Genomic DNA, 13,647 nt, shown 5'->3' on the forward strand with positions numbered 1-13,647 from the left:
AACGATGACAATAACTAATCTGGGTACCGCGCAAATTCAGGAGAAGGATCGGAACTACGTGTTCCATCCGTCGACCCATTTGGCCAAACATAGCCGGGGTGAAACACCCAACCGCGTCATGGCAGGCGCGGACGGCGTTTATATATGGGATACCGAGGGACGCAAAAGCCTCGACGGGTTCGGGGGACTCTATTGTGTGAACATGGGATATGGATGCTCGGAAATTGCCGATGCCATCGCAAAACAGGCTCACGAACTGCCGTTCGCTCACGTCTATGCCAGCCAGAGCACCGAGACCGTCACTCTCCTTGCTGAAACCGTCGTCGAATATTTCGGCGAGAACATGCGGCGCGTGTTCTTCGGCCTGTCCGGCTCGGATGCGAACGAAACCAACATTAAACTTGTCTGGTACTACAACAACATCCTTGGCCGGCCTGCGAAGAAAAAAATCATTTCGCGCCAACGAGGCTATCATGGCTCGGGCCTCGTCACTGGAAGCCTTACTGGTCTGGCATTCTTTCACAACCATTTCGATCTGCCGCTCGAGATCGTCCGTCACACCACAACGCCTCACTGGTATCGTCAGGCGCAGGAAGGCGAAACGGAAGAAGCGTTCTCCAAACGTTGCGCCCGCGAGTTGGAGGCTCTTATCCTAGCAGAAGGCCCAGACACCGTCGGAGCCTTCATTGGCGAACCAGTGCTCGGCACGGGCGGAATCGTCCCTCCGCCCAAGGGCTATTGGACCGAAATTCAGGCGGTGCTGGACAAGTACGACGTCCTTCTGATCGCCGACGAAGTGGTGTGCGGCTTCGGCCGCACCGGAGAAAAATTCGGGTCCCATCTCTACGGCATGCGCCCAGATCTGGTGACAATCGCGAAAGGCTTGAGTTCGGCCTACCTGCCGATCTCGGGATCCATTATTGGCGATCGGGTTTGGTCGGTTCTGGAACAGGGGAGCGAGAAGTATGGCCCTATTGGCCATGGCTGGACCTATTCGGGGCATACTCTCTGTGCGGCTGCGGCCCTGGCGAATATTCGGGTCCTGAAGGAACGCAATATTCTTGAACATGTGCGGGAGGTCGGGCCCTACTGGCTCAAGCAGATGAAGGCGAAGCTTGAGGGCCATCCCATGGTGGGTGAGATTCGCGGCGTGGGCATTCTGGCAGCAGTCGAGTTCATGAGCGACCCGGCCAAGCGCATTCCGTTTGACCCGGGTCTTCAGGTGGGCGTGCGCGCCGCCGCTGCATTGCTGGAAAATGGCGTAATCGCCCGTGCGATGCCACATGCCGATACACTCGGCTACGCGCCGCCGCTCATCCTCACGAAGGCGGAGGCCGACATCATCGTGGATGCGACGGCACGTGCAGTCGATACTACGTACAAGACTCTTGCGTCGGAGGGCGCCGTATAAGCGGCGAGCGACGCGGCCGGCGGTCGCTGGCCGCGTTGCGATTAGGAGTGGGCGCAGCTTCGTTTTGTAAGCCGTCTGGATCGACCGACGGGGTTAGCTCCGGCAGCCTTACCGCTGCGGCTGCAATGTCGTTATTGGGGTGCAACCGCCTATCGCGTATGGTGATGGCAGGTAATTTACCATGACCGCGCTTGCATTTGTTCGCCGCGGCAACCTCACTCGGTCGCCGATGCGACTGATGACGGCACATTCCTCAACAAGCTTGCACGGACAACTCTCGGCATTGTCGAGCATGCTCGCGAGACTGCAACACGCGGATCGGCAGGCAGCTGTAGAGCCGCGATTCACAGGTCTGTGCCAACGACGAAGGCGGTCGCGGGACTAAAACCTTGCGCGAGATGGCGTGTGCCAAGTCCCAAAGTCGTCTGGCTGACGACAACCACAAGCGATACTAGTTTTGTAGCGACTGACGGATGTCACAGCCTTGGCTCTCAGTTGTGAATAACCGGTTCGCTGGCTGCTAGCCGCGGCGGCTCTCACGCACGACGTTCAGCATCTCGAACCAAGATGGTGCCGATATAAACACAGCATTTGACTGTCCCCCCCCTTACGACGAACCTAATCTCGCCTACACGCTTAGAGAATGAAGCGGCATGCGGATCACACAGCGAGACTGAGACTCGGTTTTCTATGTCAGTCAGGCCGTCTTGGCGGTCATCGGTATATGCATTGAGGCCTGAACTCGAAGTCACATTTGGTCAACGACAGGAGTATCGCACGTATGCACTATGAAAAAGCCTTTCTGCCGGAAGAATTCGAACGCCGCGTCCGGGACGTCAAGCAGCGGATGGAAAGAGCTGGGTTCGACCTGATTATCTGCCAGGACCCTGCCAATATCGGATGGTTGACGGGCTTCGACAGTTGGTCGTTCTACACGCCGCAGGTCGTACTGGTCCATCTGAACGAGGAAATGCCAATCTGGTTTGGACGCCCGATCGATGCCAAGTCGGCGACGGTCACGACCAATCTGCCCGAAGAAAACATCGTCACCTTCCAGGAACGCCTACTCCACCATCCGGAAGACCATCCGTTCGATGATCTCTGCGCCTTCATCATTTCGAAGGGCTGGGGTGCAAATCGCGTCGGCGTCGAACTCGATGCGCACTACTATACGGCTCGCGCCCACCAGCATCTGGCTCGCGGGTTGCCCAATGCAAGATTAGCCGACAACAAGGAACTGGTAAACTGGGCCCGACTGGTCAAGTCCGAAGCGGAGCTTGTCTATATGCGGCAAGCCGGCAAGATCATCAGCAATACCATGCGCCAAGCCATTGCCCAGCTCAAGCCGGGCGCTCGCGACTATGAAGTCATCGCCGATGTCTACCGTAACCAGATTTTGGGCGCGGAAGGCAAGTTCGGTGACTACACCAGCCTTTCGCCCCTGCTGCAGATCGAAGAAGGCACGAGCACGTGCCACCTGACCTGGAGCGATCAGGTTGTACCCGATTCCGGGTTGATCATGATGGAACTCGGAGCGGCGCGCCGCCACTATACCACGCCGCTCACGAGAACCGTCCATGTCGGCAAGCCGCCGGAAGCCATGGCACGCTTGGCATCGGTAATCGTCGAAGGCGGTGATCTTGCTCTCGAAGCCGCAAAGCCCGGCGTTCCTGTCGAAGAGGTTGCGGCCGTGTTTCAAACCGTCCTCAAGCGCAATGGCTACAGCAAGGACAGCCGGGTTGGCTATTCCATCGGCATCGCCTATCCGCCGGATTGGGGCGAGCGCACGATCAGCATCCGTGCCGGCGAAAAGACCCTGCTTCAGGAAGGCATGTGCTTCCATTTCCAGTCCGGTGTCTGGCTCGACGATTTCGGCGCGGCGGTCTCGGAATCCTTCGTCGTCACCCCGAAGGGCGGTGAACGCTTTTGCGACGTCGAACGCCGTCTGATCGTGATCGATTGACCCTTACCGAAATGTCGACCACGCAGCCTCCGATGGCCGCGTGGTCTGATACCGCCCTTGGGGGTACGACAATACCCTGCCGTAACCATACGGAGCGGAAACAGACAGCGGCCCATTCCGGGCTTCTGGATACCGAAGGAAAAAAAAGAGGGAACTCAAATGAAACCGAAGTTTGAAAGATATTTTGCAAGCCTGGGATTTGCCGTGATGCTGCTCGCAGGCGTCAGCGCGCATGCTGGAGAGTTGATGGATCGAATTGCAAGCGGCAAGTCGATCCGCATCGGATATGCCAACGAACCGCCCTTCGCCTATCCCGATGCCGACAACAAGCCGGCTGGCTATGTCAACGCGCATGTGTTGGGCGTGCTGAAGGAAATGGGCTATGATAAGATCGAAACCGTCGTTACCGATTGGGGTGGCCTGATCCCGGGGCTGCAGTCGGATCGGCTCGATCTCGTGACAGGTGGTCTCTATATCCTGCATTCCCGCTGCGAGAACGTCGCCTTTTCCGAGCCCTTGGCCAAGGTGTCGGACGCCTTCATAGTGTTGCCTGGCAATCCGAAGGGCATCAAGACATATAAGGATTTGGTTTCGACCGGTGAGACGATGGTCACGGGCCTCGGCTACAGCCTGATCGAGAACGCCAAGAAGGAAGGCGTTCCGGCTTCCCAGATCATGGAAGTTCCAGGTCCCTCGGAAATGCTTGCTGCCGTTGTCGCCGGTCGTGCGGCGGCGGCCGCGCACAACTACCTGACCTTGAAGGACATGGCGGAAAAAGCTGGCGGGAAAGTCGAAATCACTGACCCCAATGCTCTTCCTGAGTGGACCAAGAACTGGGTGAGTGTCGGCTTCCGCAAGAGCGACAAGGATTTCGTCGAGAAGTTCAACGCGGCGCAGAAGAAGTATCTCGGCACCGCCGCTATGATGGAAGCAGTCAAGCCCTATCGGTATGACGAAAGCATGCTTCCCAAAGACGAAACGGCAGAATGGATTTGCGCAAATCGCTAGTCGCATCAATCGCCGGGTCGGCGGGACATCCAAGTCCCGCTGGCTTGAATATACAGAGGACGGCAGATGCCATTCTTAGAATTTCTTCAGACCTATAGCGCCGTAATCACACAGGGAACGGTGGTGACGATTGCGCAGTTCGTTCTCGCAACGTTGGTCGCCATCGCAGCAGCCGGTCTTGCGGGCCTCGGAAAACTCTCTCGCAACTGGGCGATCCGTGGACTTTCGATAGCATTTATCGAGCTGTTTCGGGGCACCTCGCTTCTCGTACAGCTGTACTGGATCTTTTTCGTATTGCCTCTGTTCGGATTGACGCTGGAAAAATTCGTTGCAGGATTTCTGTCGGTCGGCCTCAACTGCGGGGCCTACGGCGCCGAGCTCGTGCGTGGCGCAGTGCAATCGGTCCCCCGCGGCCAGTGGGAAGCGGCAACGGCGATCAACATGAGCGGGTTTACCCGTATGCGCCGCATCATTCTACCTCAGGCGTTGGCCATTATGCTTCCGCCTTGGGGCAATCTGCTGGTCGAACTGCTCAAGGGTACTGCACTTGTCTCGCTGATTGCTGTTGCGGACCTTATGTTCCAGGCAAAACAAATCAATGCATCGACCTATCTGTCAGCGCAGGCCTTCGGCACTGCACTTGTCGTCTATTACATAATTGCCCGGTTCATGATCACTCCATTGATGAAATTCATGGAACGTATCGTTGCCAGGAGGCTCGGCAAAGCATGACGCTCGATTGGCGATGGGACTTCGTCTGGGCAATTCTGCCTAGACTGCTGTCCGCAACTTTGAACACACTGCTGGCGGCAAGCAGTGGCTACGCGATTGCGCTCGTGGTCGGCCTCGTGCTCGCTGTGGCGCACCGCACCAGCCCGGTCGGACTGCGCTGGATTCTCCGGGAGGCGGTTGAGTTCATCAGATCGACGCCGCTGGTGCTACAGATATTCTTTGTTTTCTATGTAGGCCCGCAATTCGGCTTGAACCTGTCACCTTGGGAAGCCGGCCTTATCGCCATTGGGCTTCACTACTCGGCCTATCTGTCGGAAGTGTATCGAGCCGGCATCGACGCGGTTCCGCGCGGGCAATGGGAGGCATGCCGCGCGTTGAATCTCTCGCCCTGGAGAACATACGCCAGGATCATCCTGCCTCAGGCGCTCGCACCGTCGATACCCGGCATGGGAAATTATCTCGTCGGTATCCTCAAGGATACGCCGATGCTATCGGTCATCGGTGTGGCGGAACTGATGCATGCGGCCAATGCGATCGGATCCGAAAACTACCGTTATCTGGAGCCGTTCACGCTTGTGGGCCTCATCTTTCTCATGATCTCGCTTCCGACCGCCGGACTTGTCCGGCTTTTCGAACACCGGCTGCGGCTGACACTGGGACTTAACTAATGACCGTCACTCAATATCCACTGGAATTACCACCGGATGACTGCCCGATGGTTCGGTTCATGAATGTAAGCAAGAGCTACGGAGAGTTGCAGGTCATACGCAACCTCAACTTCGATGTAAGCGAAGGCGAAATGGTCAGCATTATCGGGCCATCGGGTTCAGGGAAGACGACGGTGCTTCGCATCCTGATGACGCTCGAGAAGATCAACGAGGGCGTGATCTATGTCGGCGGAAAACCGCTGACCCACATGCCACAGAACGGACGCCTGGTCCCAGCAAATGAGCGTTACCAGAGACAGATACGATCCTCGATCGGGATGTGCTTTCAACAATTCAATCTGTTCCCCCACATGACCGCACTTCAGAACTGCATGGAGGGACCCACTCAGGTGCTTGGCCTTTCCAGGAAGGAAGCACTAGAGAGATCCGAAGAGCTTCTGAAGATGGTCGGCATGATCGACAAACGCGACCAGCATCCGTCGCGATTGTCCGGGGGGCAACAGCAACGCGTGGCAATAGCGCGCGCGCTGGCCATGCGCCCAAAGGTGATGCTTTTCGACGAAGTCACCTCCGCTCTCGATCCTGAGGTGATCGGTGAGGTTACTGAAGTGATCCGCAAGCTTGTTGCGGAGCACAATCTTACCATGCTTATGGTCACACATCAGATGGGGTTTGCCCGAGACATTTCCGATCGGGTCTGTTTCTTCTATCGCGGGTCCATGGAAGAGGAAGCATCTCCTGAAGCACTGTTCGGCAACCCGCAACGCGATCGCACTAAGCAGTTCCTTTCGGCCGTTAAGGAGGCGGTTTGAGTGACTTGGCATTGTCGTTGTTGGGACAACACGTCTAAACGAACCTGCGCAGTGGTGATTGTGCGTCTTAATGACCCGCACTGTGCCTCACTTCCGGACGTAGTGAGGCCCGATGAGCCTTGCGGACGCACGGCGGGCATCAAGGACAAACGCGTTTTAGAATTGGTCGCAAACCTGCGGCGTGTTTTGACCGCAGTGCGTGGGAGATTAAGACAACCTCTGGCAGATCACAATAATGCCAATCCCTCCAGCCCAATCGATGAGGAACTGATCAATCGCCCGAGGTTACGGACGATCGTCTCGGCGGCGACCTTGGTCGGCAAGCACGTGGTTTCGCGCGTGGCGGTGGTCTCGGCGGTGACAAAACATTGGGCCAGCATGATCGAGCAGAACGTTATCGCGAAGATCAACACGACGAAGAACTCTCGTTGTCTGGATTGTTGACGCGTTCTCGTTGGTCATTTGTTCGATACCCTCACTGAGACCGAAAAGACGCTCTGCGCGGCGTAACCAATCCTCTCTGGCGCTCTTGCCGGCCTGATACGGCAAAGCGCACGTATTGCATTGCAAAGGGAACACCGATGAAAAACCATGTCCTGACCGTATCCTGCCAATCGACCCGTGGCATCGTCGCCGCGATCACCGGCTACCTGGCCGAGAAGGAATGCAATATCGTGGATTCGTCGCAGTTCGACGACCTCGAGACGGGCCTGTTCATCATGCGCCTCACCTTCACCAGCGAGGGTGGTGCGACGCAGGACGAGATCGATGCCGGCTTCGCCCCGATCTCTAAGAAGTTCGCGATGGTCCACCGGTTCCACAACAGCGACGAGCGCATGAAGGTGCTGCTGATGGTGTCGCGCTTCGGCCATTGCCTCAACGACCTGCTGTACCGCTGGAAGATCGGCGCGCTGCCGATCGACATCGTCGGCGTCGTCTCCAACCACTTCGATTACCAGAAGGTCATCGTCAACCACGATATCCCCTTCCACCACGTCAAGGTGACGAAAGAGAACAAGCCGCAGGCCGAGGCCCGCCTGATGGAAGTCGTCGAGCAGTCCGGCGCCGAGCTGATCGTGCTCGCCCGCTACATGCAGGTGCTGTCGGATGCCGTCTGCAAGAAGATGTCGGGCCGCATCATCAACATTCACCACTCGTTCCTGCCGTCCTTCAAGGGGGCCAACCCGTACAAGCAGGCCTTCGAGCGCGGCGTGAAGCTGATCGGCGCGACGGCGCACTACGTCACGGAAGACCTCGACGAGGGTCCGATCATCGAGCAGGACGTCGCGCGCATCACCCATGCGCAGTCGGCGGACGACTATGTCTCGATCGGCCGCGACGTGGAGAGCCAGGTGCTCGCCCGCGCCGTGCACGCCCATATCCACCACCGCGTCTTCATGAACGGCAACAAGACCATCGTCTTCCCGCCGAGCCCGGGCTCCTATGCCTCAGAGCGCATGGGCTGAGCGATGACCAACGTTATCGATGGAAAGCAGGTTGCGGCGTCCGTGATTGACGCCGTGAAGGCCGCGACGGTGGCTCTGGAGAACGAGGCTGGCGTCAAGGCCGGTCTCGCCGTCGTCATCGTCGGCGAGGATCCGGCGAGCCACGCCTATGTCGGCGCCAAGAGCCGCATGGCCAAGGAATGCGGTTTCAACTCGATCCAGCACACGCTTCCGGAAGACACCACGCAGGAAGCACTTGCGGCGCTCGTCGCGACTCTGAATGCCGACGAGAGCATCCATGGGATTCTCGTCCAGTTGCCGTTGCCGAAGCATCTCGATTCAGACCCGATTATCCAGTCGATCAGGCCGGAAAAGGATGTCGACGGCCTGCATGTCGTCAATGCCGGCAAGGTGGCGACTGGCGATCTCGCGGGTGGCCTTGTTTCCTGCACGCCGGCCGGCGCCATGGTTTTTGTGCGCCGCACGCATGGCGAGGATCTGTCGGGTCTCAACGCCGTTGTCATCGGTCGCTCGAACCTGTTCGGCAAGCCGATGTCGGCTCTGCTGCTCGCCGCCAATGCGACCGTCACGACCGCCCATTCGCGCACGAAAGATCTCGCCGGCGTCTGCTGCAATGCGGATATCCTGGTTGCCGCCGTCGGTTGCCCGGAAATGGTCAAGGCGGACTGGATTAAATCAGGAGCGACCGTCATCGATGTCGGCATCAACCGCATTCCGGCACCTGACAAGGGCGAGGGCAAATCGCGCCTCGTCGGCGACGTCGCCTATGACGAGGTAGCCAAGGTGGCCGGCGTCATAACGCCGGTCCCGGGCGGCGTCGGCCCGATGACCATTGCCATGCTGATGGCAAACACCGTCATTGCCGCCTATCGCAAGACCGGCAGCGCGCCACCGAAGTTTAGAGGATAAATATGAGCGCAGCTATGGACCCCCCCGAACGCGAATCGATGGAATTCGACGTGGTGATCGTCGGTGCGGGACCTGCCGGCCTTTCGGCTGCGATCCGGTTGAAGCAGGTGAACCCCGATCTGACGGTCGTCGTCCTGGAAAAGGGCTCGGAAGTCGGCGCGCATATCCTGTCGGGCGCGGTCGTCGATCCCATCGGCATCGACCGCCTCCTGCCCGGCTGGCGCGAGGATGAAAGCCATCCCTTCAAGACCGAGGTGACGGACGACCACTTCCTCTTCCTCGGCCCGGCCGGCTCGGTGCGCCTGCCGAACGCCTTCATGCCGCCGCTGATGAACAATCACGGCAACTACATCGTCTCGCTCGGCAATGTCTGTCGCTGGCTGGCGACCAAGGCGGAAGAGCTTGGCGTCGAGATCTATCCCGGCTTTGCCGCAACCGAAGTGCTCTATAACGACGAAGGCGCGGTGATCGGTGTCGCCACCGGTGACATGGGCATCGAGCGCAATGGCGAGCTCGGCCCGAACTATACCCGCGGCATGGCGCTGCTTGGCAAATACACGCTGATCTCCGAGGGCGTGCGCGGCTCGCTCGCCAAGCAGCTGATCGCGAAGTTCAAGCTGGACGAGGGCCGCGAGCCGCAGAAGTTCGGCATCGGCCTCAAGGAACTCTGGCAGGTGAAGCCCGAGAACCACAAGCCCGGCCTCGTGCAGCACTCCTTCGGCTGGCCGCTCGGCATGAAGACCGGCGGCGGCTCGTTCCTCTACCACCTCGAAGACAACATGGTCGCCGTCGGCTTCGTGGTGCATCTCAACTACAAGAACCCCTATCTCTTTCCCTTCGAGGAGTTCCAGCGCTTCAAGACGCATCCGGCGATCCGCGGCACCTTCGAGGGCGGCAAGCGGCTTTCCTACGGCGCGCGCGCCATCACCGAGGGCGGCTACCAGTCGGTGCCGAAGCTGTCCTTCCCGGGCGGCGCGCTGATCGGCTGCTCGGCCGGTTTCGTCAACGTGCCGCGCATCAAGGGCAGCCACAATGCGGTGCTGTCCGGCATGCTCGCGGCGGAGAAGCTGGCGGATGCCATTGCCAACGGCCGCGCCAATGACGAGCCCATCGAGATCGAGCAGGGCTGGCGCGACAGCGCCATCGGCTCGGACCTCAGGAAGGTGCGCAACGTCAAGCCGCTGTGGTCGAAGTTCGGCACGGCCGTGGGCGTCGCCCTCGGCGGCCTCGACATGTGGACGAACACGCTTCTCGGCTTCTCCTTCTTCGGCACGCTGAAGCACGGCAAGACCGACGCCGCCTCGCTGGAGCCGGCCGCCAAGCACCAGAAGATCGACTATCCGAAGCCGGACGGCGTGCTGACCTTCGACCGTCTCTCCTCGGTGTTCCTGTCGAATACCAACCATGAGGAAGACCAGCCGATCCACCTCCAGCTCAAGAACCCGGAACTGCAGAAGACGTCGGAACTGGACGTCTATGCCGGTCCGTCGACCCGCTACTGTCCGGCGGGCGTCTACGAATGGGTGGAGAAGGGCGGCAAGGACGTCTTCGTCATCAACGCCCAGAACTGCGTTCACTGCAAGACCTGCGACATCAAGGACCCGAACCAGAACATCAACTGGGTGCCGCCACAGGGGGGTGAGGGGCCGGTCTATCTGAACATGTGACCAGCAATTCTTAGACGATGGGCCTATCGCTATCTCAAAAATTCTACGCGCCAACCGATCCGAAATCGCCATCGCCGCCACGACCGTGCTTGCCGCCGTCGATGTGGCGGATGCGGCGATGGATGCGTTGTCGAGCAACACCTCGCAGCCCTGCCTCGGCTCGATCGTCGAGGCGCTGAAGGGGTCGCAGCGCGATCCGGGCCTCGATCCCGAATGGATCCGCCGCCTGTCATTCTATTGGGAGGCCGTGCGCTTCCAGTACGCCGCCTTCGAAAGCGACCTCAACGGGCCGGCCGCTGATGATGGTCTCGCAGGACCTCACGGTCGCCGATGTCGAGAATCCGGCCAAGGACATCGCCTTCCCCGAATCGGTCGTCTCGATGCTGAAGGGCGACCTCGGCCAGACCCCGGGCGGCTGGCCGGCCGGTCTCCAGAAGAAGGCGCTGAAGGGCGAGACGCCCTATACGGCCGTGCCGGGCTCGCTGCTGCCGCCGGCCGATCTGAATGCCGAGCGCAAGGCCATCGAGGACAAGCTGGAGCGCAAGGTCGACGATTTCGAGTTCGCCTCCTACCTCATGTATCCGAAGGTCTTCACCGACTATGCGCTGGCCGCCGACCTGTACGGCCCGGTCAGCGTGCTGCCGACGCCGGCCTATTTCTACGGCCTTGCCCCCGGCGAGGAGCTTTCGCCGGAGCTAGAGAAGGGCGTTTCCCTCGTCATCCTGCATCAGGCGAAAAGCGAGCCGGACGCGCAGGGCATGGTCAAGGTGTTCTTCGAGCTGAACGGCCAGCCGCGCCTTATCAAGGTGCCGGACCGCAACCGCGCCGCCACCTCGGCCGTGCGCCGCAAGGCCTACAACGGCAATGCCGCCCATCTCGGTGCGCCGATGCCGGGCGTCATTTCGACGGTCTCGGTCTCCGCCGGTCAGGCGGTCAAGGCAGGCGACGTGCTGCTCTCCATCGAGGCGATGAAGATGGAAACGGCGCTGCATGCCGAAAAGGACGGCATGATCTCGGAAGTGCTGGTCAAGGCCGGCGACCAGATCGACGCCAAGGACCTCTTGATCGTCTACGGCGCCTGAGCGCGCCGGCATGATACAATCGAAACGGAGAGAGTTGAAGCTGAACGTGCCGCGAAATTCAGCAAGGCCTAGAGGGCTGGAATTGCCATCTCGAAACTAGATTGTTGGTATGTGTCAATTATGTTGGAGTGCCATACCGAGGACGAGCATATTGCGGGATCGAGGTTGTTCTTTTTTGACGTTTATGTCGGCCGATGAACTGCATTGGTAATTCGTTAAATTAGACGATGAAAGAGTTCAATATGTTGCACACGTTATTGTCTGAGCGATGGTCAAACAGAACCATAGAACGGAGTCGATTGTGAGCTCGAACCCAAAGAATTGCGATTGTCCGATCGGTTCGCCCTTTCCTCGCGAGCAACGAAAGAGAAGTTGGACGCCGGTGCTCGTCCCATGCGGTGCCCATCCTGCCGAGCACGTTGCTGACCGCACTCAGATTGAGAAACCCGCATTTTTGTTGTGGTTATTCAAGTTATTTCAGAAGATGGTAATATCAGGGAGATAAGCATGTCGCTTCCTCCACAGATCACTCTGGACGGCGGTGTCATCCTACCTCTGGTGCTAAGTGGCGTGGATGAGGAGTTCCCACGCGGACTCTCGATAGGAGGGAGTGCCGAGAGGACTGTCGGGCAAAACTAATGACGATAGAATGTGCTGGCTCGCCGGCGTCAGTACTCTGAGCCCAAAACTTGGCTCACCTGGGGCTGGAGTTTTCCGGCCTGATCACGATGACGGGCTGGTTGCGCCACCGGGATTGTGCAGGGCAATCGGGACGTTATACCCGATTGCCGAGTGAGGACGTTCTTCGTTGTAGTATCGACGCCAAGTCTCCAACTTTTCGCGCGAATCCGCAAGGCTCAGAAACCAGTGGGCGTTCAGGCATTCGGACCGCAGCTTGCTGTTGAACGCTTCGATGAAGCCCCTATCGGTCGGCTTGCCGGGCCGCGAGAAGTCCAGGGTGACGTTGTTGGTATAGGCCCACAGGTCGAGATCGCGGGAGATAAATTCGCTACCATTGTCCACCCTGATCGTCTTGGAATAGCCGGCCTGCCGGCAGATGCCTTCCAATGTCTGGACCACATCCTCGCCTCGGTAGGTGAAGCGGGCATCGGCTGCAGGGCAGAAGCGCGAGTGCGTGTCGACCACGGTTAGGATGCGCAGCTTCTTGCTTGTCGCGAGTTGGTCGCGAACGAAGTTCATCGCCCAGACGTCGTTCGGCCCGACCGCTTCCTGGCGATCGTCTCTGAGTTTCGCCTTCACCCGGCGCTTGGGATGCTTGTTGCGCAGCTGAAGCCCTAACTCGCTGTAAATACTGCGTGTTTCTTCATGTTGATCTTCCATCCATCACGCCGCAAGTGAACATGAACACGCCGGTAGCCATACCGCACGCGTGTCTCACAAATCTCCCTGATGCGTCTTTCGAGTGGGGCCTGTCTGGTGCGGCGGGGCTTGTAGTGGTAAGTAGACGTATCTAACCTCAGGACCTTGCAAGCCCGTCGGATCGATATGCCCGGCTCCACCAGCATTTCGTCGATCAGCATTCGCTGGCGGACAGGCCTCAGAGCTTTCGGCGGATAACGTCCTGAAGCATCTCCCGGTCCAGCGTCAGATCGGAGCCTGGAATTCTCGTCCTCCAGAGCTTTCAGACGGCGCATCTCATCGGGCAACAGGCCCGCATACTTCTTGCGCAATTGAAATAGGTCGCCTGGCAGATACCTGAACCGCCCCGGGTTTGCCGGAGGCCTTCTGGTTTAAGTTATGCCGCCATGGCGGGTTCTTCCAGCATGGCGTAGTAGCGTTCCTCAGCTTCGGCCGGCGGGATGTTGCCGATGGGCTCCAGCAGCCGGCGATTGTTGAACATGGGGTAATCGCGGTGCGCGCCCTGCAACAACCAACGTCCATTGCGGGGTGGTTGCCCCCCGATAAGAT

10 protein-coding genes and 2 pseudogenes are annotated in these 13,647 nt (G+C 59.0%); 10 read left to right on the forward strand and 2 right to left on the reverse strand.

From position 1 onward, the window contains the following. Window positions 1-4 precede the first annotated feature (4 nt). From AKG11_RS30150 to ehuA, 6 genes are all read left to right on the forward strand, one after another. Window positions 5-1,411 (forward strand): aminotransferase, encoded by a 1,407-nt coding sequence (locus tag AKG11_RS30150; RefSeq protein ID WP_050746623.1) that lies wholly within the window; start codon window positions 5-7, stop codon window positions 1,409-1,411. A 781-nt stretch (window positions 1,412-2,192) separates the two neighbouring features. Next, a complete protein-coding gene (locus AKG11_RS30155; RefSeq protein WP_050746624.1) occupies window positions 2,193-3,374 on the forward strand; it encodes a M24 family metallopeptidase in 1,182 nt (393 codons plus the stop codon). A gap of 159 nt (window positions 3,375-3,533) precedes the next feature. Further along, the gene (locus AKG11_RS30160) at window positions 3,534-4,382 is read left to right on the forward strand and encodes a transporter substrate-binding domain-containing protein (RefSeq protein ID WP_050746625.1); all 849 of its coding nucleotides are present in this window, start codon (window positions 3,534-3,536) and stop codon (window positions 4,380-4,382) included. 66 nt (window positions 4,383-4,448) lie between these two features. After that, window positions 4,449-5,114 (forward strand): ectoine/hydroxyectoine ABC transporter permease subunit EhuC, encoded by a 666-nt coding sequence (gene ehuC, locus AKG11_RS30165; protein WP_050746626.1) that lies wholly within the window; start codon window positions 4,449-4,451, stop codon window positions 5,112-5,114. Continuing rightward, window positions 5,111-5,782, forward strand: coding sequence for an ectoine/hydroxyectoine ABC transporter permease subunit EhuD (gene ehuD / locus AKG11_RS30170; protein WP_050746627.1), 672 nt, complete (start codon window positions 5,111-5,113; stop codon window positions 5,780-5,782). The genes ehuC and ehuD overlap by 4 nt, the downstream gene beginning before the upstream one ends. Beyond that, the gene (gene ehuA, locus AKG11_RS30175) at window positions 5,782-6,594 is read left to right on the forward strand and encodes an ectoine/hydroxyectoine ABC transporter ATP-binding protein EhuA (RefSeq protein WP_050746628.1); all 813 of its coding nucleotides are present in this window, start codon (window positions 5,782-5,784) and stop codon (window positions 6,592-6,594) included. The genes ehuD and ehuA overlap by 1 nt, the downstream gene beginning before the upstream one ends. A 227-nt stretch (window positions 6,595-6,821) precedes the next feature. On the opposite strand, the gene AKG11_RS30180 is transcribed toward ehuA, so the two are convergent. Next, window positions 6,822-7,007, reverse strand: coding sequence for a hypothetical protein (locus tag AKG11_RS30180; protein ID WP_050746629.1), 186 nt, complete (start codon window positions 7,005-7,007; stop codon window positions 6,822-6,824). A 168-nt stretch (window positions 7,008-7,175) separates the two neighbouring features. Between AKG11_RS30180 and purU the strand changes: the two genes are divergently transcribed. The 4 genes and pseudogenes from purU to AKG11_RS30200 all read left to right on the forward strand — a co-directional run. After that, window positions 7,176-8,060 (forward strand): formyltetrahydrofolate deformylase, encoded by an 885-nt coding sequence (gene purU, locus AKG11_RS30185; protein ID WP_050746630.1) that lies wholly within the window; start codon window positions 7,176-7,178, stop codon window positions 8,058-8,060. A 3-nt stretch (window positions 8,061-8,063) separates the two neighbouring features. Beyond that, window positions 8,064-8,969, forward strand: a complete 906-nt coding sequence (folD, locus tag AKG11_RS30190) for a bifunctional methylenetetrahydrofolate dehydrogenase/methenyltetrahydrofolate cyclohydrolase FolD (RefSeq protein ID WP_050746631.1) — start codon at window positions 8,064-8,066, stop codon at window positions 8,967-8,969. 2 nt (window positions 8,970-8,971) lie between these two features. Continuing rightward, window positions 8,972-10,636 carry an electron transfer flavoprotein-ubiquinone oxidoreductase gene (locus tag AKG11_RS30195; RefSeq protein WP_050746632.1) on the forward strand — a complete coding sequence of 555 codons (1,665 nt, stop codon included), beginning with the start codon at window positions 8,972-8,974 and terminating at the stop codon, window positions 10,634-10,636. A 70-nt stretch (window positions 10,637-10,706) separates the two neighbouring features. After that, a pseudogene (locus AKG11_RS30200) lies at window positions 10,707-11,718 on the forward strand (biotin/lipoyl-containing protein); the annotation flags it as partial. Between the two features lie 723 nt (window positions 11,719-12,441). Here AKG11_RS30200 and AKG11_RS30205 read toward each other — a convergent pair. Continuing rightward, window positions 12,442-13,438 (reverse strand): annotated as a pseudogene (locus tag AKG11_RS30205) (IS3 family transposase); the annotation flags it as partial. Between the last annotated feature and the right edge of the window lie 209 nt (window positions 13,439-13,647).

This window comes from Shinella sp. SUS2, from assembly GCF_001262505.1.
Taxonomy (GTDB): domain Bacteria; phylum Pseudomonadota; class Alphaproteobacteria; order Rhizobiales; family Rhizobiaceae; genus Shinella.